Source organism: Bacteroides sp. 2_2_4, assembly GCF_000157055.1.
GTDB classification, from domain to species: Bacteria; Bacteroidota; Bacteroidia; order Bacteroidales; family Bacteroidaceae; genus Bacteroides; species Bacteroides ovatus.
On sequence record NZ_EQ973362.1, the window covers coordinates 396,171 to 416,213 of the forward strand.

General features: G+C 43.0%; 13 protein-coding genes. 9 read left to right on the plus strand and 4 right to left on the minus strand.

All coding sequences use genetic code 11. The annotated features are described in order from the left end of the window. Positions 1-56 precede the first annotated feature (56 nt). Both BSCG_RS09660 and meaB read left to right on the plus strand, forming a co-directional pair. Positions 57-1,124 (plus strand): DUF1573 domain-containing protein, encoded by a 1,068-nt coding sequence (locus BSCG_RS09660; RefSeq protein WP_004301426.1) that lies wholly within the window; start codon positions 57-59, stop codon positions 1,122-1,124. A gap of 11 nt (positions 1,125-1,135) precedes the next feature. Then, the gene (meaB, locus tag BSCG_RS09655; RefSeq protein ID WP_004305376.1) at positions 1,136-2,227 is read left to right on the plus strand and encodes a methylmalonyl Co-A mutase-associated GTPase MeaB; all 1,092 of its coding nucleotides are present in this window, start codon (positions 1,136-1,138) and stop codon (positions 2,225-2,227) included. 91 nt (positions 2,228-2,318) lie between these two features. On the opposite strand, the gene BSCG_RS09650 is transcribed toward meaB, so the two are convergent. Continuing rightward, positions 2,319-3,236, minus strand: coding sequence for a DMT family transporter (locus tag BSCG_RS09650; protein WP_004312098.1), 918 nt, complete (start codon positions 3,234-3,236; stop codon positions 2,319-2,321). A 122-nt stretch (positions 3,237-3,358) separates the two neighbouring features. Here BSCG_RS09650 and BSCG_RS09645 point away from each other — a divergent pair, with 122 nt between their 5' ends. The 7 genes from BSCG_RS09645 (at position 3,359) to BSCG_RS09615 (ending at position 14,925) form a co-directional block, all read left to right on the plus strand. Next, positions 3,359-4,222: an AAA family ATPase gene (locus tag BSCG_RS09645; protein WP_004312099.1), complete on the plus strand. Its 864-nt coding sequence runs from the start codon at positions 3,359-3,361 to the stop codon at positions 4,220-4,222. A 22-nt stretch (positions 4,223-4,244) separates the two neighbouring features. Next, a complete protein-coding gene (locus tag BSCG_RS09640) occupies positions 4,245-5,273 on the plus strand; it encodes a DUF4435 domain-containing protein (RefSeq protein WP_004312100.1) in 1,029 nt (342 codons plus the stop codon). 37 nt (positions 5,274-5,310) lie between these two features. Continuing rightward, a complete protein-coding gene (locus BSCG_RS09635; protein ID WP_008776530.1) occupies positions 5,311-6,651 on the plus strand; it encodes a mechanosensitive ion channel family protein in 1,341 nt (446 codons plus the stop codon). Between the two features lie 34 nt (positions 6,652-6,685). Beyond that, the gene (locus BSCG_RS09630; RefSeq protein ID WP_004301439.1) at positions 6,686-7,582 is read left to right on the plus strand and encodes an AraC family transcriptional regulator; all 897 of its coding nucleotides are present in this window, start codon (positions 6,686-6,688) and stop codon (positions 7,580-7,582) included. A gap of 373 nt (positions 7,583-7,955) precedes the next feature. Next, positions 7,956-10,670, plus strand: coding sequence for a TonB-dependent receptor (locus BSCG_RS09625; RefSeq protein WP_008776531.1), 2,715 nt, complete (start codon positions 7,956-7,958; stop codon positions 10,668-10,670). Positions 10,671-10,713: 43 nt separating this feature from the next. Continuing rightward, positions 10,714-11,922 (plus strand): hypothetical protein, encoded by a 1,209-nt coding sequence (locus BSCG_RS09620; protein ID WP_008776532.1) that lies wholly within the window; start codon positions 10,714-10,716, stop codon positions 11,920-11,922. A 192-nt stretch (positions 11,923-12,114) separates the two neighbouring features. After that, the gene (locus BSCG_RS09615; RefSeq protein ID WP_032849601.1) at positions 12,115-14,925 is read left to right on the plus strand and encodes an ATP-binding protein; all 2,811 of its coding nucleotides are present in this window, start codon (positions 12,115-12,117) and stop codon (positions 14,923-14,925) included. Positions 14,926-15,065: 140 nt separating this feature from the next. Here the strand turns inward: BSCG_RS09615 and BSCG_RS09610 are convergent, their stop codons facing one another. From BSCG_RS09610 to nuoL, 3 genes are read right to left on the minus strand one after another with little or no spacing between them, the layout of a single operon-like run. Beyond that, positions 15,066-16,505 (minus strand): NADH-quinone oxidoreductase subunit N, encoded by a 1,440-nt coding sequence (locus BSCG_RS09610; protein WP_004312106.1) that lies wholly within the window; start codon positions 16,503-16,505, stop codon positions 15,066-15,068. A gap of 37 nt (positions 16,506-16,542) precedes the next feature. Then, positions 16,543-18,027, minus strand: coding sequence for a NuoM family protein (locus BSCG_RS09605; RefSeq protein ID WP_004312107.1), 1,485 nt, complete (start codon positions 18,025-18,027; stop codon positions 16,543-16,545). Positions 18,028-18,065: 38 nt separating this feature from the next. Then, positions 18,066-19,997, minus strand: coding sequence for an NADH-quinone oxidoreductase subunit L (nuoL, locus tag BSCG_RS09600; protein WP_004312108.1), 1,932 nt, complete (start codon positions 19,995-19,997; stop codon positions 18,066-18,068). Between the last annotated feature and the right edge of the window lie 46 nt (positions 19,998-20,043).

The window sequence follows — 20,043 nt, forward strand, 5'->3', positions numbered from 1 at the left end:
TGGTGAAAAACTCATCTAAAACCCCTACATTTGTGCACCAAAATAAAAAATATCGCATGAAACGTAGTTTACTATCTATATTATCTTTACTTACTGTCGCTTTGGCAGCCGTTGCCCAACCTCGTATCTCTTCAAATAAAGAGACACATAACTTCGGACAAATTGAGTGGAAACGTCCGGTGACAGTGGAATATACCATCACTAACACGGGAAACCAGCCATTGGTACTGACCAACGTCACAACCTCTTGTGCCTGTGCCGTGGCCGACTGGACCAAAGAACCGATTGCTCCGGGAGGAAAAGGAGTCGTAAAAGCTTCTTTTGACGCAAAAGCGTTAGGACATTTTGAAAAGTCGATAGGAATATATAGCAATGCCAGTCCGAGCTTGGTCTATCTGAAGTTTACCGGTGAAGTAGTGCAGGAAATAAAAGATTATACAAAGCTACTTCCTTATACAATCGGAAATATTCGTTTAGATCGTGATGAGTTTGCTTTCCCCGATGTCTATCGCGGACAGCAGCCTTCATTGACCTTTGATATCGCCAATCTTTCGGATCGTCCTTACGAACCGGTATTGATGCATCTGCCTCCTTATCTGAAAATGGAAGCGGAACCCAAAGTCTTGTTGAAAGGCAAGAAAGGAACTATCAAACTGACGCTGGATGCAAGCCAGCTAAAAGATTACGGATTGACACAGACTTCTGTCTACCTTTCCCGTTTCTCCGGTGATAAGGTGAGCGAAGATAATGAAATACCGGTTTCGGCCATTCTTCTTCCCGACTTCTCACGTATGACGGAAAAAGATTCTTTGAACGCTCCTGCCATGCACATTTCGGAAACGGATATTGATCTTAGTATCCCGTTGATAAAGAAGAATAAGGTAAGCCATGATATATTGATAGCTAATTCCGGAAAGACTCCGTTAGTCATCAGTAAGTTGCAGGTATTCAATTCATCGGTAGGAGTGAGCCTGAAGAAGACAGTCCTTCCTCCGGATGGAATGACGAAGCTCAAAGTAACTATTCGTAAGCGTGACGTAGGTAATAAGAAGCATCATTTACGTATCCTGATGATAACAAATGATCCGTTACGCCCGAAAGTCGAAATCAATATCAAACGCTAAATCCTATGATTATGGAACATCCTGAAAATAGTGAAGAATATAAGGGGCTTGTTGTCAATAAAGGCATTGAGCAACCCTCATCTGTGAATCCCTACTTAAAGCGGAAACCTAAGAAACGCCAACTTTCAGTAGCAGAGTTTGTAGAAGGTATCGTAAAAGGTGATGTCACTATATTGAGTCAGGCTGTGACATTGGTGGAAAGCGTAAAGCCTGAACATCAGGCTGTCTCACAGGAAATCATTGAGAAGTGTCTGCCATTTTCCGGTAATTCGATACGGATTGGTATCAGCGGCGTTCCCGGTGCGGGAAAGAGTACATCCATAGATGTATTCGGTCTGCACGTGCTCGAAAAGGGGGGTAAACTGGCGGTATTGGCCATCGACCCTAGCAGTGAGCGTAGTAAAGGCAGTATCTTGGGAGATAAAACCCGTATGGAGCAGCTTTCCGTACATCCTAAATCGTTCATCCGCCCTAGCCCGTCAGCCGGTTCTTTGGGAGGAGTGGCACGCAAAACACGTGAAACGATTATTCTTTGTGAGGCTGCCGGATTTGATAAAATTTTTGTGGAAACAGTAGGAGTGGGACAGAGCGAAACGGCTGTTCACTCGATGGTTGATTTTTTCCTGTTGATTCAGTTGTCCGGTACGGGCGATGAACTGCAAGGGATTAAGCGTGGTATTATGGAGATGGCGGATGGTATCGTTATCAATAAGGCCGATGGAGATAATCTGGAACGTGCCAAGTTGGCTGCCACTCAATTCCGTAATGCATTGCATCTGTTTCCTGCACCTGAATCCGGATGGATTCCCAAAGTATTGACTTACTCCGGTTTTTATAACCTGGGAGTAAAGGAGGTCTGGGATATGATTTACGAATACATTGACTTCGTAAAAGAAAACGGCTATTTTGAATATCGTCGCAACGAGCAAAGTAAATATTGGATGTATGAAAGCATCAATGAACAACTTCGTGACAGCTTTTATCATAATCCGAAGATTGAAACAATGCTCTTAGAAAAAGAACAGCAGGTATTGAAAGGCAACCTGACTTCGTTTATAGCTGCAAGAAGTCTGCTCGATACTTATTTTGAGGATTTGAAATGAGACTTTAAATGATAATAAGATTCTGATTCTTAAAGAATACATTTGGCATAAGCGGGTAGGAAACGTTCAGTCTTTCTACCCGCTTGTACTATTAATGAGGCTTTTCTGCTTTTTCAAGATCAGCTCTCGATTTACTTTGAGTCACAATATATACTCCCAGGAATACAAGTGCGATAGCAATCCCTTTCTCCCAGCCGAAACTTCCGATGCCCATCGCGATTGCCGCAATCGTAGCCACGATGGGTTGCATATAATTGTACATACTGACTACCGTAGGACTGAGCAGCCTCTGTGCAGTCATAATGCAGAGATACGCGAGGAAACTACCTCCTAATACGACATAAAGTACCTGTAGAATGGCGACAGTGGAAATAGAAGTCCATTGAATCGTAGAAATATCATAATAGGAGAACGGAATGTAACACATTGAAGCATATATGAACATCCATTTATTAATCGTTACTGCCGAATATCGTTGAGACAATCCCTTGAATACAGTCAGGTATATGGAAAAACTGATTTGCGCAACGAGACAAAGCAAGTCACCAATCAGGCTTCCATTTCCGTTGCTTCCTGCCTGGCTGCTCATAATGAGAATGAGCGCTCCCATAGCACCTATAAAAATTCCCAGTACTTTCTTATTGGTAATAGGTTCTTTCAAGTAAATGGCCGCTACAACCATTGTTACAATCGGTAGAGTGGTAGTTACGATAGAAGCATCAATAGGAGAAGTCATAGAAAGCCCGAAGATGAACACTCCTTGATTGAATACTAGCGCAAACAGTGAAGCAAAGAAGATTTTCAGCATATCTTGATGATTCACATGTTCCTGTTTGCAAAACATGGAAAGGATCCAGAAAGCGGCTGCTGCCCCCACCATGCGGAATGTAGTGACAGAAATTGGAGAAAACTCTTGAAGAGCCGACTTACCGATGGGAGACATTAATCCCCACATAACGTTTGCTGTAAGCGCAAACAAATGACCATACAGGTTCTTACTTTTGTCCATGTTGATACTATTTATTTTACCATATCTCTGATATCATTAACAATCAAATAGAGAAAACGGTTGCAAAGGTAGTCTTTTATCGTATGATTTGTTTATATTTGCCTTGATTAAACTTGAATATTATGGAACAACAAGCCAATTATATCCGTCGTATCGAGATACACGGACTATGGGAACGCTTTAATATAGGATGGGATTTGCGTCCCGATGTGAACATCCTCTCCGGCATCAACGGAGTGGGGAAGACTACCATTCTGAACCGTTCGGTGGGATACCTCGAAGAACTTTCCGGTGAAATGAAAAGTGACGAGAAGAACGGTGTGCGTCTCTTTTTCGACAATCCCCAGGCAACCTATATTCCTTATGACGTCATCCGAAGCTACGACCGTCCCCTGATTATGGGTGACTTCACAGCCCGCATGGCCGACAAGAATGTAAAGTCCGAACTGGACTGGCAACTCTATCTCTTGCAACGCCGTTACCTCGATTATCAAGTCAACATTGGTAATAAGATGATTGAAATGCTTTCCAGCATTGATGAAGAAGAGCGTCGTAAAGCAGCTACATTATCTGTAGCCAAACGTCGTTTTCAGGATATGATTGACGAACTGTTCAGCTATACACGCAAAAAGATAGACAGGAAACGGAACGATATCGCTTTCTATCAGGATGGCGAACTATTATTCCCTTATAAACTGTCGTCCGGTGAAAAGCAAATGCTGGTTATCCTGCTGACCGTACTCGTGCAGGACAACAGCCATTGTGTATTGTTTATGGATGAGCCGGAAGCCTCCCTTCATATAGAATGGCAGCAGAAACTGATTGCTATGATACGTGAACTGAATCCGAATGTGCAGATTATCCTGACTACCCATTCGCCTGCCGTCATTATGGAAGGCTGGTTGGATGCCGTGACAGAAGTAAGTGATATATCTACCACCGTAGGGCACAAGCTCGACAAGGATTCTCCCAACTGTAATTTGTAATTCGTAACCTGTAATAGAACAAATGGCAACTTCACTACGAGATAATCTGACTTCTTCTTATTTCAATGCCGCCCATAAGCTTTATCCGAAGAAAGCCCGCCGACGTATCATCGCTTACGTAGAAAGCTATGACGACATCGCTTTCTGGCGCACATTGCTTGAAGAGTTTGAAGACGACGAACACTATTTCCAAGTGATGCTTCCTTCAGCCACCTCCCTGGCAAAAGGAAAAAAGATGGTACTCATGAACACGCTGAATACAGCCGAGTTGGGGAGAAGTCTGATTGCCTGTGTGGATAGTGACTATGATTTCCTGTTGCAGGGAGCTACCAATACCTCCCGTAAAATCAACCGGAGCAGGTATATTTTTCAGACTTATACCTATGCTATTGAAAACTATCATTGTTTTGCCGAAAGCCTTCACGAAGTATGTGTGCAGGCTACGTTGAATGACCGTTCCATTTTAGATTTCAACTTCTACCTGAAGAAGTATTCTGAAATAGTATATCCGCTTTTCCTCTGGAACGTATGGTTTTATCGCCAACGGGATACTTACACTTTCCCCATGTACGATTTCCATACTTATACTTCTTTGCGCGAGATTAATCTCCGGCATCCGGAAAAGAGCTTGGAATCCCTTCAACAACGGGTTAATCAGAAGTTGGCAGAGTTGAAAAGGAAATTCCCCCATAACATCAATCAGGTGAATGGATTGCGGACTGAATTTAAAGAGCTGGGCTTGGTGCCGGAAACTACTTACTTGTATATGCAGGGACACCATGTGATGGATAATGTGGTAATGAAACTACTGATTCCGGTCTGCACCGTATTGCGCCGTGAACGGGAACAGGAAATCAAGCGGTTGGCCGAACACAATGAACAGTTCAGAAACGAACTGACTTGTTATCAGAACAGCCAGGTGAACGTAGAAATCATGCTCAAGAAGAATGTAGCCTACAAAAGACTCTTCCATTATGATTGGCTACGGCAGGATATCAGTGAATATTTGGAAGAAGGAAAGAATAAAGAAGAAAAGAAACAGAGATCATAAATAAAAGAAAAACTAAAAAAGAGAGAGACGATTGCTTATGAAAGAAGTAAAAGAAGTGGTTGATACAGTGAGTGTGGCATTAGCAAACGGGCAACCGGAAGAAGCAGGTAATGTAGTGATGCAAGAGGTGAATCATGCTTTGCTCTCGATGGGAGTGGATGAAGCTATGGCTGATAAGATTGATAACTTTATCATTTTATTGTTTATTATTGGAATAGCATTATTGGCTAATCTGATTTGCCGCAAGATTATTCTGCGTACCGTGGCTAAATTGGTGAGACAGACAAAAGCTACTTGGGATGATATTGTATTTAATGATAAAGTAATGGTGAACATCAGCAGGATGGTGGCGCCTATATTGATTTATATATCTATTCCTATTGCTTTTCCCGAACACGCAGACTCTGCTTTGCTTGATTTTCTTCGAAGACTTTGCATGATTTATATCCTTGCAGTCTTTCTTCGCTTCGTCAGTGCTTTGTTTACGGCTGTGTATCTGGTATATAGCGCGCGTGAACAATATAAAGACAAACCTTTGAAGGGGCTTTTGCAGACAGCGCAAGTCATTCTCTTCTTTATAGGAGCTATCATCATTATCAGTATTCTGATAAAGCAAAGTCCGGTGGTGTTGCTGACCGGATTGGGAGCTTCCGCTGCGGTTCTGATGTTGGTTTTCAAGGACAGTATCATGGGATTTGTCTCCGGCATCCAGCTTTCCGCCAATAATATGCTGAAGGTGGGCGATTGGATCACGATGCCGAAATACGGTGCGGACGGTACGGTGATAGAAGTAACATTGAATACCGTAAAAATACGTAACTTCGATAATACCATCACCACCATTCCTCCTTATCTATTGATTAGTGATTCTTTCCAAAACTGGCAGGGAATGCAGGAATCCGGCGGACGTCGTGTGAAACGTTCCATCAATATAGACATGACCAGTGTGCATTTCTGTACACCGGAGATGTTGGCAAAATACCGGAAGATACAACTGTTGAAAGACTATGTGGATGAAACGGAAAAGGTAGTGGAAGAATATAATAAGGAACATCATATCGACAACTCTGTGTTAGTGAATGGACGTCGGCAAACAAACTTGGGAGTTTTCCGGGCCTATCTGACTAACTATCTGAAGAGTCTGCCTACCGTCAACCAAGACCTGACCTGTATGGTACGTCAGCTTCAGCCTACTGAAACCGGTATCCCATTGGAACTTTATTTCTTTTCTGCCAATAAAGTATGGGTTGCCTACGAAGGTATACAGGCAGATGTTTTCGATCATGTGCTTGCCATTATTCCCGAATTCGACTTGCGTGTCTTCCAAAACCCGTCGGGGGCAGACCTGCATCGGATAGGGGTAAAGATAGAAAACTAATCAAACGATAAAACGTTTATAAATTGTAATTACTATGACTACACCGTTATCCAACCAGATTATCCGTGAAATCACTCCTTTGTCAGATAAGGATTGCTTTTACATTGCGGAACGTTATAAAACGGAATTCACTTATCCTATACACAACCACTCCGAGTTTGAATTGAACTTCACCGAAAAGGCTGCCGGAGTAAGGCGGATTGTAGGAGACTCTTCCGAAGTGATAGGTGATTATGATTTGGTGTTGATAACAGGAAAAGACTTGGAGCACGTCTGGGAACAGAACGAGTGCCGTTCGAAAGAGATACGGGAGATTACGATTCAGTTTTCTTCCGATCTTTTCTTCAAGAGCTTTATCAATAAGAATCAGTTCGACTCTATCCGCCGGATGCTGGATAAAGCACAAAAAGGGCTTTGTTTCCCGATGTCCGCCATACTCAAAATATATCCGTTGCTGGATACGCTTGCTTCAGAGAAGCAAGGATTTTATGCGGTCATTAAATTTATGACGATCTTGTATGAACTTTCTCTCTTTGAGGAAGAGGCACGTACCTTGTCCAGTTCGTCTTTTGCCAAGATAGATATTCATTCGGACAGCCGGCGTGTGCAGAAAGTGCAGGAGTACATCAATACACATTATCAGGAAGAAATACGTCTGGGGCAGTTGGCCGATATGGTGGGGATGACGGATGTGTCATTCAGCCGCTTCTTCAAGCTGCGTACAGGCAAGAATCTTTCCGATTATATCATTGATATTCGGCTGGGCTTTGCTTCCCGGTTGTTGGTAGATTCTACAATGTCTATTGCCGAGATTTGTTATGAGTGCGGTTTTAATAACCTTTCCAATTTCAACCGGATCTTCAAGAAGAAAAAGAGTTGTTCGCCTAAAGAGTTTCGCGAGAACTACCGGAAGAAAAAGAAACTGATTTAGTGTATTCATCCTTATGAACTAATTCGCCGAATACGGAGAATTAGGTTTCGATATGCATAAAATTAATCGTCTGACGGTTGTTATCTTTTCGTCTGACTACTGTTGAACTTTCGTCTGACAATTGTCAGACGAAAGTTCAACAGTAGTCAGACGATTAATTTTATGCATAATGAGAGATAAAAGAGTGAAGTTCCGGTCTTAAATTTGCTTATAAACAAGTTAAACTAATAGCGTAAGTGATTGATAATACGTTTGTAACATCTTGTCATCATCTTGCAACGACTCTTTCAATAGATTGTATTTATTTCGTCTTATAGTTGTAATGCTCACCCTCTATCTTTGCCGACGTAATTAAAACGTAGAGCAAAGTTAGATGAAAAAACTATTTCTTATCCGATTTTCAGTGGCGGCCTTCTTTTGCCTGTTGTGTGTACTTCCTGCATTGGCTGCCAATATCAAGATTAAAGGAGCTGTGAAAGACAAACTATCCAAGGAACCTTTGATAGGAGCTACGATACGTTTGCTCGGAACTCAAGCCGGAGCAGTGACCGATATGGAGGGCAATTTCGAATTGAACAGTATGGGCATTCTGGAAGGTATGTATGATATTGAGATTAAATATGTAGGCTACAAAACAGAAGTGCGCCATAAAGTGCGTGTGGAGAATGGAAAACAGGTGATACTGAATCTGGAGTTGGAAACCGATGCACAGGAACTTGCCGATGTGGTGGTTGTAGCTAAGAAGAATAGGGAAAATGAGAATATGCTGTTGCTCGAACAGCAAAAAGCAGTCATTGCCGTACAATCTGTTGGTGTCAGGGAGCTTTCCCGCAAGGGTGTTTCGGATGCAGAAGGTGCTGTGACGAAAGTTGCCGGAGTGTCTAAACAAGACGGAGTGAAAAATGTCTTTGTCCGTGGATTGGGAGACCGGTACAATGCAACTACTTTTAATGGATTTGCTCTTCCTTCCGAAGACCCGGAATATAAGAATATCTCTCTTGATTTCTTCGGTACGGACATTATTCAGTCCGTAGGCGTAAATAAAGCATTCAACGCGGGAGGCAGCAGCGATGTCGGAGGGGCAACCATTGATATCGTATCCAAAGAACTCATTGGTAGCGGTAATCTGGGATTCGGCATTTCCGGTGGCTTGAATACACAAACGGTAGCAGCCGATTTTCTGAAACAGGATGGAGTGAACTTCATGGGCTTTGCTAATCGCACCGAACCTGCCGATGAAAACTCATGGAACTTCAGAAATAAGTTAGACCCTTCCGCTCAACATTTGCAAATCAACCGGAGTTACAGTATTTCCGGAGGTAAACGATTCTATGTCGGAAAAGACAAAAATCCACTTTCTTTCTTCCTGACTGCCGGACATACGACGGACTATCAGTATACGGATGAAATCATACGTAATACAACTACCGGCGGTACGGTCTACAAAGATATGAATGGAAAGAAGTATGCGGAGAATATCAGTCAGCTGGCACTTGCCAATGTGGATTTCGATATGCAGAATCGTCATCACATCAGTTATAATTTGATGATGATTCATGCCAATACCCAGTCGGTGGGCGATTACAACGGTAAGAACTCGATTTTTAGTGACGACTATGAAAACCTCGGATTCACCCGTCGCCAACAAACGAATGATAATATGCTGATCGTTAATCAACTGATGACTAACTGGGGATTGACCAAATCATTAAGTCTCGATGCAGGTGCTTCCTATAATATGGTGAAAGGGTATGAACCGGATCGTCGTATCAATAACCTGACTAAAGCGGAAGACGGCTATACGTTGCTAAGGGGCAACTCACAACAGCGCTATTTCTCAACTTTAGATGAAGACGACTTGAATGTAAAAGCAGGCTTGGTCTATCGTCTGAAAGATAATATAGACGAAATTTCGAATATCCGTTTCGGATATACAGGCCGATTCGTAGATGATAACTTCAAAGCTACGGAGTATAACCTGACCGTAGGACATGTTTCTACCATCCCTTCTTTGGACGACTTCTCGCTTGACGATTATTATAATCAGGAAAACTTTGCTTCCGACTGGTTCAAGATACAAAAGAACTTAGATGAATATACCGTGAAAAAGAATATCCATTCCGCTTATGCCGAGGCTACCTACCAGTTTACTCCCCGTTGGATTGTGAATCTGGGAATGAAATACGACAAGGTAGATATTGAAGTGGATTACAATGTGAATCGTGGAGGTTCTAAAGGAAACAATACCATCCAAAAAGATTATTTCCTGCCCAGCTTGAATCTCAAATACAATCTGAATGATAAAAACTCGCTTCGTCTGGGAGCTAGTAAAACATATACGCTTCCGCAGGCAAAGGAAATATCTCCTTACCGTTATGTCGGCGTGAACTTCAACAGTCAGGGGAATCCCAATCTGAAACCTTCGGATCATTATAACCTTGATCTGAAGTGGGACTTTAATCCCACTCCGACCGAGTTGATTTCTCTCACAGCTTTCTATAAATTGATTAAGAATCCGATATCCCGCATCGAAGTGGCAAGCGCCGGAGGTTATCTTTCTTATGAGAATATAGCGGATAAGGCAACCGTGGCAGGAGTGGAGATAGAAATACGTAAGAATCTGTTTGTCCGTCCGGTGAGTAATGCTGCGCACGGAATGAATAAACTCTCTTTGGGATTGAATGGCTCTTATATCTACACGAATGCAAAAATGCCTTTGGCAACGGTTACCACCGGTTCGCAACTGGAAGGAGCCGCACCGTGGATTGTCAATTTCGACCTCTCGCATAACTTCACGAAAGGAGAACGCAGTTTTGTCAATACATTGGTACTTAATTATGTGAGTGATAAGATATATACCATTGGCACGCAGGGGTATCAGGATATGATGGAGCAGGGAGTACTGACACTGGATTTTGTGTCCCAAGCCAAACTGAACAAGCATCTTTCCCTTAACCTGAAAGCCCGCAACCTGCTGAATCCCTCTTATAAGTTAAGCCGCAAAGCGAACGAAAACGGGGAAAAGGTGATATTGAATGATTATAAGAAAGGAATAAATATAAGCCTGGGAGTGTCGTGTACATTCTAAGCCGGGTGATGAAATAAGATTATTAACTAATAATGAAAGCAAAATGAAAAGATTGTTTGTGAACTTTATGACGTTTGCCGTTATGGCAACAGCACTTACATTGACTGCATGTAGCAGTGATAGTGATGGAGACGGTGATGGTAACGGAGATGGTGGAAACAACGGTGGGACCGGTAGCTCTATTGTTGTGGGCGAAAATATCCTGTCCGGCACGCTGACCGGAGAACAGACACTGGAAGCTAAGGAATATATTCTGAACGGAACGGTAGTCATTGAAAATGGAGGCCGTCTGAATATCCCTGCCGGAACAACGATTAAGGCTCGCGAAGGTTTCAGCAGTTATCTGCTGGTAGCACAGGGCGGTAAACTTTATGCTGACGGTACAGCTGATAAACCGATTGTTTTCACTGCCAATTCAACAACCCCTACATCCGGCTATTGGGGAGGAATCATTATCAATGGTAAAGCTCCGATTTCCGGTTCGAACGCCAATAAGAGTGATACAGGTCTGACGGAAATCGACAACAACTATAAATACGGTGGTAATGTCGATAATGACAATTCCGGTTCACTGACTTATGTGAAAATCTGCTATGCCGGTGCCCGCTCTACTGCCGATATCGAGCACAACGGATTGACACTGAACGGTGTTGGAAACGCTACCAAGATTGAGAATATCTACATTCTTGAGAGCGCGGATGATGCCGTCGAATTCTTTGGCGGTACGGTGAATGTAACCAACTTGTTGGCTGTGAACCCGGATGATGATATGTTCGACTTCACTCAAGGATATTCCGGTAAATTGAAAAACTGCTATGGCGTTTGGGAAAGCGGTTATACCAGTACGGAAGCAGATCCGCGCGGCATTGAAGCAGATGGTAACTTGGATGGCATTTATCCGGATCATTTACGTCAGTCAGACTTTGCGGTTGAAAATATGACAATCGTAAATAATGCTGCCAATACAACGGATAATGCAGACCGCATGCAAGACGTGATTAAAATCCGTCGTGGAGCAAAAGCTACGATCACCAATGCCCTTGTCAAAGGTTCCGGCGGTACAATCGATTTGATTGATATGAATGACAGTAAAGGGGCAGGAAGTGCAGCTTCCAGCATCAGCATCACCTATACATTGAACTTTAAGAATAAGCTGAACGGTACATTGAATACATTTACCGAGCCGACTACGAATACTGGTGCAGATGCATCCCTGTTCACTTGGAGCGGATATAATTTCTCTTCCTTATAAATAAGATATAGAGTAGCAAAGTGTATCTTTTTTAATAGGAGGTATGGGAGAATTTGTAACAAACAGATTCTCCCATATTCTATTTATTTGTTTTCGTAATCTTCTTTTAGCTTTTTTATTTGCTCCTTTATGGTATCAGTGATTACCTTTTTCGTATATTTGTCAACCTATTATTTTACAACGATACAAAATATGCAAACAGACAACGAGCGATACAAAAAAATGGCTTCTCTTGCACAAATCGGATGGTGGGAAGTAGATTTAACGGCAGGATGTTATTTATGTTCCGATTATCTTTCTGATCTTTTGGGATTGGACGGCGACACCATCTCTACTTCGGATTTTCTAAACCTGATACGTGAAGATTATCGCAAGCAGATTGCCCAGGAGTTCCGGGCAAATTCTTCTATCCATAAGGACTTTTATGAACAAACTTTCCCTATTCATTCAAAATATGGCGAGGTCTGGTTGCATACCCGTCTGGCTTTTCGTGAGAAGGGTACAGGTGTTGATGGAGGTGATAAGGCTTTCGGAATAATCCAGCGCGTTGAGGCTCCCAAGGAAGAAGATCAAAGGGATGCATTAAGGCGTGTGAATGATTTGCTTTGTCGTCAGAATTTTGTTTCGCAATCGTTGCTTCGTTTCCTACGTGATGAGGCAGTAGAATCTTGTATCGCAGATATTTTGAGAGATATTCTGAATCTTTATAATGGAAAAGGACGTGTTTATATTTTTGAATACGACGAAATTTATGCCCATCATAGTTGTATCTACGAAGTTGTTTCTGAAGGGGTATCGGCAGAGATAGACAATCTGCAGGACATGCCTGCCAGTGAGTCAAAATGGTGGAGTGAACAGATATTATCGGGCAAGCCGATTATTTTAAATACACTGGAGCAGTTATTAGAAGAGGCTCCTGATGAATATCAGATTCTTGTAGTTCAGGGAATCAAATCGTTAATGGTGACTCCTTTGATGACAGGCGACCGCGTTTGGGGATATATGGGGATTGATTTGGTTGAGACTTACCATGACTGGAGTAATGAAGATTTTCAATGGTTCTCCTCATTGGGAAATATTATAAATATCTGTATCGAGTTGCGTAAAACTAAGGACAAGGTAATCCGTGAACAGACTTTCCTAAATAATCTGTTTCATTTTATGCCGATGGGATATATACGTATGTCCATTATCCGTGACGAGAATAATAAACCTTGCGATTATCGGGTGACGGATGCGAATGAGGTCAGTTCAACCTTCTTCGGGCTTCCTTTGGAGTCGTATATTGGTTCTTTGGCATCTGAAAAGCATCCTGACTATCTCCAAAAACTTAATTTTCTGGAAGAAATACTGGATAGTAATTCTTATAGAGAGAAAGATGAATATTTCCCTCGAACGGAACGGTATACGCATTGGGTTATTTATTCTCCCGGAAAGGACGAAATAGTCGGTCTATTCCTCGATTCTACGGGATCGGTACAAGCTAACCGGGCATTGGATCGTAGTGAAAAACTCTTTAAGAATATCTTTGCTAATATTCCGGCAGGAGTAGAGATCTACGATAAGGACGGCTATTTGATAGATTTGAATAATAAGGATTTAGAAATATTCGGTGTAGTGAATAAATCGGATGTGATAGGGGTTAATTTCTTTGAGAATCCGAATGTGCCGCAGGGGATTCGTGATCGTGTGCGGAATGAAGATCTGGTGGATTTCAGACTTAATTATTCTTTTGAGCAAGCAGGAGGATATTATGAGACAAGCCGTTCTAATGTGATAGAACTATATTCGAAGGTTAGTAAACTATATGATAATGAGGGCAACTTCAGCGGATATATTTTAATAAGCATTGACAATACGGAGCGTATTGATGCAATGAACCGTATTCGTGATTTTGAGAATTTCTTCTTGATGATATCCGATTATGCAAAAGTAGGATATGCCAAATTGAATCTCTTGAACCGCAAAGGTTATGCTATAAAACAGTGGTATAAGAATTTAGGTGAGGAGGAAGATATTCCTTTGAGTGAGGTGGTAGCAGTTTATAGCCAAATGCATCCCGAAGACCGCAAGCGTTTCCTCGATTTTTATGATGGAGTCAGAGACGGAAAAAGGAGGCATTTCCAAGGGGAGATGCGTATTCGTCGTCCCGGAACGAAGAACGAATGGAATTGGGTCAGCAGTAATGTAATGGTCACCAATTATAAACCGGAAGAAAATGAAATAGAAATTATCGGTATTAATTATGACATTACAGAATTGAAGGAGACTGAAGCCGAATTGATTCAGGCACGTGATAAAGCAGAGATGATGGATCGTTTGAAAAGTGCTTTCCTTGCCAATATGAGTCATGAAATCCGTACGCCGCTGAATGCCATTGTCGGTTTCTCCGATTTGCTGGTAGAAACTGAAGAGCTGGCAGAACGTCAGGAGTATATTAAGATTGTACGTGAGAATAATGAACTTTTGTTGCAATTAATTTCAGATATACTCGATTTGTCAAAGATTGAAGCGGGTACATTTGAGTTTACTAACGGAGATGTAGATGTAAATCTGTTATGTGAGGATATTGTCCGCTCTATGGGGATGAAAGCGAAAGAAGAGGTGGAACTGGTGTTTGATGGTCATCTTCCGGTTTGTCATGTCATTAGTGACCGTAACCGTATACATCAGGTGATCTCTAACTTTGTTAACAATGCAATGAAGTTTACCTCTGAAGGTAGTATTCATGTGGGATATAAACTAAAAGATGGCGAATTGGAATTCTATGTTGAAGATACAGGCATCGGTATTGAAAAAGAGCAGTTGCCACATATCTTTGAGCGTTTTGTGAAGCTTAATTCTTTTGTACACGGTACAGGATTGGGACTTTCTATCTGTCAGAGCATCGTTGAACAATTAGGTGGGCGGATTGGCGTTGATTCTGAAAAAGGAAAAGGATCAAGGTTTTGGTTTACTATTCCCGGAGTGATCGTGACGGAAGAGATGAACTGTGCCCGGTAGAGTGGTAATAAGGCAGGTGAATATCTTCCTTCCTCATTAATAAAAGCGGCTTTTATATAGAAGAAATGGTCTTGGTTTTGATGTCGATTGATACTGACATGAAACCAAGACCGTTTCTTTGGTGAAAAGGTGTAGTCCGTTTAAATTCCGAACGACAGTTTATCGATGGATTGATATACGATACTTGCAATACCCAGTCCGATGATACCCAATGTGCAAAGTGCCAGTCCCCATTTTGTACAACGGTCGCTGCGGAAAGTAGGAATCGGGTTGTCGGAAGGAGTGATATACATTGCTTTTACAATCAATAGATAGTAATACAACGAAATCACTGTATTTACCAATGCGATGAATACCAGCAAGTGGAAACCTGCATCGAAAGCAGCCATGAAGATAAAGAACTTAGAGAAGAATCCGGCAAACGGAGGGATGCCTGCCAATGAGAACAGAGACAGAGTCATCAAAAGAGCGATTTTGGGATTCGTTTTATAAAGTCCTGCGTAATCTTCGAGCGTGAATTTCTGACTGCGTAATGCCACGATAGTGATAACGGCAAATACTCCGAGGTTGGCGGCAGCATACACTAATACATAATATACCAATGCTGTCATGCCTTGTGCTGTGCCTCCGATAACGCCTAACATAATATATCCCGCTTGCGAAATACTGGAGAACGCCATCAAACGTTTCAGGTTTTGCTGACGGACAGCAAATATATTTGCAATAGTGATAGAAGCGATGGTTACCCAATAAAGTACTTCCTGCCAGTCATTAATCATTGGAGCGAATACTTTGATAAGGACAGCCAATAAAACAAATGCTGCCGATCCTTTTGATATAACACTCAAATAAGCGGTAACTGTACTCGGAGCACCTTCGTAAACGTCTGCTGTCCATAAGTGGAACGGAACCAGTGACAACTTGAATGCCATTCCTGTGAAGAAGAATATAAATGCCATGATCTGTAACGGATTTCCGTCGATATGGGCAGGGAGGTCATCGAAATAAAGAGTCCCGGCAGAACCATAGATCATGGACAGACCAAACAACAGCAATGCACTGGAGAAAAGAGCTGTCAGAATGTATTTGGCACCTGCTTCGGCAGAGTTGTGACGGTATTTATCGAAGGCAATCAATGCTGCCATCGGAATAGAAGCTGTTTCAAGACCGATGAAGAACATCAGGAAATGTCCGGCGGAAATCATGAGATACATACCAAACAAGGTAGAGAGTGTAAGCACATAGAATTCTCCTTGTTTGAATGAAGTGTCTTCTCTTTTCATCCACTCGTGTGCCATCAGGAAAACAATCAGTGTACCGACATTCAGGATCGATTTAACAACTGTGTGCATCGGTACATAGTGATACATACCACCGAATGCATCGGTAGCAGTTCCCGGAATCAAGTTGATAGCCGTATGGATAGCCATCAGAATAACGGGCAACATAGTGTTCAGGCGTGCTTTCCCACTATTTTTGTGTGCATCCGGACTCATGAAGAGGTCAGCTAGAAATAGCAGCAGTAAGACAGCTATGAGCGACAGCTCTTCTCGCATATTTAGAAATTGTGAATAATCCATCTTGTTTATTTATGAATTAAGAATTATGATTTATGAGTTAGGGGATTAGTTGTGAGACAACCGGTAATACGCTTTCACCAATCATGTGGCTAACCCAGAAAGGAGCCATACCTAGTCCGGCAACGCAAACGATGAGGCAGATAACGGCTACACGTTCGTCCCAAGTTGCGTCGGTCAGTTCGAGGTGATGTTTGTTGGTGCAGGTTCCGTATAGAATCTTACCTACCAGGCGCAGGATGTAGACTGCGGTAATCACAATCGAAGAGCAGGCGATGATGGTCAGTGTGCGGTGAAATACGTCGTTGTTCTGGAAAGAGCCGACGAAGATGGTCATTTCAGCAATGAAACCGCTTAATCCCGGCAGACCGAGGTTGGCAAGACCGGCAATCACATAACATACACTAAGGAACGGCATAATTTTCATTAAACCGGCAAGTTCGCGAACGTCACGTGTGTGTGTACGTCCATATATCATACCGATCAGAGCAAAGAACAAGGCTGTCATTAATCCGTGTGAAAGCATTTGAAGGATTGCTCCTGTTGCTGCTGTCTGGTTTAGCATCAGAATGGCGAAAAGAACCAGTCCGCAGTGAGATACGGATGAATAAGCATTGATATATTTCAAGTCGGTCTGTACGCAAGCGGAGAAGGCTCCGTAGACTACAGAGATACCTGTCAGTATCAGGAATATCCAGGAAAGTTCGTTGGCTGCTTCCGGCATCAGATACATGGCGATACGGAAACATCCGTAACCTCCCAGTTTCATCAATACTCCGGCATGAAGCATGGATACGGCAGTCGGGGCAGAAGCGTGACCGTCAGGACTCCATGTGTGGAACGGGAAAAGGGCGCCCAATACACCGAAGCCGAGGAAAGTCAGCGGGAACCAGATGCATTGCTGTGCAAAAGGTATGTTGTGCAACTGTGCAATTTCGAGAAGGTTCATGGTGGTTGCTCCCGAGCCGAAATAGATTCCGAGAATACCGATCAATAGGAAAGCGGAACCGCCCATCAACATAAGGGTCAGTTTCATGGCTGCATATTCTTTACGTCCTGATCCCCATACACCAATCAGCAGGTACATCGGTATCAACGCAATTTCATAGAACATGAACATGGTGAACAAATCGACGGATATAAAGAATCCGAATACTCCCATAGACAACAGGGTGAACCAGAGGAAATATTCTTTCGTCAGCGGTTGCAGGCGCCAGGAAGCGAATGTACCGGTGAATACGATGACAGCAGACAATAACAACATGGCTACCGAAATTCCGTCAACACCTACTGAATAAGATATGTGAAGCGGGGCATACCAAAGCGTATCTGCACGGAAAAGCATTTCTGCCGTATTTCCGGCGCTACGCTCTCCCAGATACAGGAATGTAAGTACGACGGAGGCAATCAGAAGTGCCGATGCGCCAGTAACCATAACCCCCCGGATGGCTTTGATTCCTCGTGCTGCCCAAAGTCCGGCCAGCATCAATAAGGGGATAAGTACGAATATGGATAAGAAATTCATCTTTATGATTTACTATTTAAAGATTTACTATTTACTATTTAGAGAATCAGCAGTAGGATAAGTGCCAATGCACCGCAAAGGAACACATACGCATATTGTTGTACCTGACCGCTCTGCAAACCACGAATCTCGTCGCTTGTTGTATTGGTGGCCCATGCCAGGAAGTCAAAGAATCCATCCACTACATGACGGTCGAACCATGCGATAGGAGTAGAGATGCAGCGGAAGATAATCTTATGCGTAATAAACTGGTAGATATCATCAATATAGAAGCGATTATAGGCTGCCTTGTGCAGACCTTTGAATCGTTTTGCCAACGAATCAGCAACAGGCTGTTTGGCATTCTTGTACATCCATGTAGCGATTGCAATCGAAATAATCGCAATAACAACGCTCGTAATAGCTACTGACGGATCGAGATGGATAGAATAAGATTCACCATTCGAACTGATGAAGTGTCCGAAAGGAATAAATCCTGCTCCACAAGTTACAACTGCCAGGAACATCAGCGGGAAAGTCATAGCCAACGGACTCTCATGTGGGCGGCAAGGTGCCGCTTCCAAGTTTCCGTGCGGCGTGTTATGTTCCGAATGGGAACCTGCCCGGGGCGGCTCGCTCCCCCAAAAAATACCGTAGTAAAGGCGGAACATATAGAAAGCTGTCATTGCAGCGATGACTGTCATCACCCATCCCATTACAGGGCTGTATTGGAAACAAGCAGCCAGAATTTCATCCTTCGAGAAGAAGCCCGAGAACGGAGGAATACCGGCAATAGCCAGACAAGCAATCAGGAATGTCCAGTGAGTGATCGGCATATATTTGCGTAAACCTCCCATAGCGGACATTTCATTAGAATGTACGGCATGGATAATGCTACCTGCACCGAGGAAGAGTAATGCCTTAAACATGGCATGTGTGAAAAGGTGGAACATGGAAGCCATGTAGCCCAAACCTCCTTCGTGCGGATTCATGGAAGTACAAACACCCAGAGCTACCATCATGAAGCCAATCTGTGAAATGGTAGAGAAAGCCAGTACACGTTTGATGTCTGATTGTACGCAAGCCACACTTGCCGCGTAGAATGCTGTAAATGCACCTACCCAAGCAACCATGTGCAGCGTATTCGGTGCGTATGTAATGAAAAGTGGGAACATACGTGCCACCAGATATACACCGGCAACTACCATGGTAGCCGCATGAATCAATGCGCTGACCGGAGTAGGACCTTCCATTGCATCCGGCAACCAGATATGCAACGGGAACATGGCACTTTTACCGGCACCACCGACAAACATCAGTCCGAGAGCCAACGGAAGCATAGAAGCTCCACCGCTTATCAAGGATACTGTATCCGGAGTGAAGCCGAATGTACCACCGTAATATCCGTAAATCAGGATACCGATCAGGAAGCCCAAGTCAGCAAAGCGAGTAACAATAAACGCTTTCTTGGAAGCAGCAATGGCAGCCGGTTTTGTATAATAAAAACCGATTAGCAGGTAAGAACTTACCCCCACCAGCTCCCAAAAAAGGTACATCTGGAAGATGTTGGTTGCAACGACCAATCCCAGCATAGACATGGTAAACAGGGATAGGAAAGCGTAATAGCGTTGAAAACCGACTTCTCCTTTCATGTAACCGAAAGAGTAGATATGTACCATCAGTGACACTGTAGAGATGACGATCAACATCATTACCGATATAGGATCGAGCAAGATGCCCAAATCGAAGTGTAAAGTCTCTGTAAAAGGAAGCCACGTGAAGTTGTAAGGCATCAGTGTGGCGAATGTTCCGTCTTCCAGTCGTGGAGCGGAGAAATATTGGATAGCTGTAACGTAGGATAGTACTGCTACTGCTCCCAGTATCAGCGTACCGATTGTACCCGCTGTCCGGTGGGACATCCATTTACCTCCGATTCCCAATATGAGAAAGGAGAAGAAAGGAAGAAGGAGTATTAGAATTGTTAGTTCCATACAGTTTTATTTAATTACTTGAGTTATTATTATTAATTTTTGGTCT

Coding starts and splice junctions, on each gene's coding strand:
- meaB (WP_004305376.1), top strand. CDS start 1,136: ATGGAACATCCTGAAAATAGTGAAGAATATAAGGGGCTTGTTGTCAAT.
- nuoL (WP_004312108.1), bottom strand. CDS start 19,997: ATGGAACTAACAATTCTAATACTCCTTCTTCCTTTCTTCTCCTTTCTC.
- BSCG_RS09605 (WP_004312107.1), bottom strand. CDS start 18,027: ATGAATTTCTTATCCATATTCGTACTTATCCCCTTATTGATGCTGGCC.
- BSCG_RS09630 (WP_004301439.1), top strand. CDS start 6,686: ATGACTACACCGTTATCCAACCAGATTATCCGTGAAATCACTCCTTTG.
- BSCG_RS09660 (WP_004301426.1), top strand. CDS start 57: ATGAAACGTAGTTTACTATCTATATTATCTTTACTTACTGTCGCTTTG.
- BSCG_RS09645 (WP_004312099.1), top strand. CDS start 3,359: ATGGAACAACAAGCCAATTATATCCGTCGTATCGAGATACACGGACTA.
- BSCG_RS09635 (WP_008776530.1), top strand. CDS start 5,311: ATGAAAGAAGTAAAAGAAGTGGTTGATACAGTGAGTGTGGCATTAGCA.
- BSCG_RS09610 (WP_004312106.1), bottom strand. CDS start 16,505: ATGGATTATTCACAATTTCTAAATATGCGAGAAGAGCTGTCGCTCATA.
- BSCG_RS09615 (WP_032849601.1), top strand. CDS start 12,115: ATGCAAACAGACAACGAGCGATACAAAAAAATGGCTTCTCTTGCACAA.
- BSCG_RS09625 (WP_008776531.1), top strand. CDS start 7,956: ATGAAAAAACTATTTCTTATCCGATTTTCAGTGGCGGCCTTCTTTTGC.
- BSCG_RS09620 (WP_008776532.1), top strand. CDS start 10,714: ATGAAAAGATTGTTTGTGAACTTTATGACGTTTGCCGTTATGGCAACA.
- BSCG_RS09650 (WP_004312098.1), bottom strand. CDS start 3,236: ATGGACAAAAGTAAGAACCTGTATGGTCATTTGTTTGCGCTTACAGCA.
- BSCG_RS09640 (WP_004312100.1), top strand. CDS start 4,245: ATGGCAACTTCACTACGAGATAATCTGACTTCTTCTTATTTCAATGCC.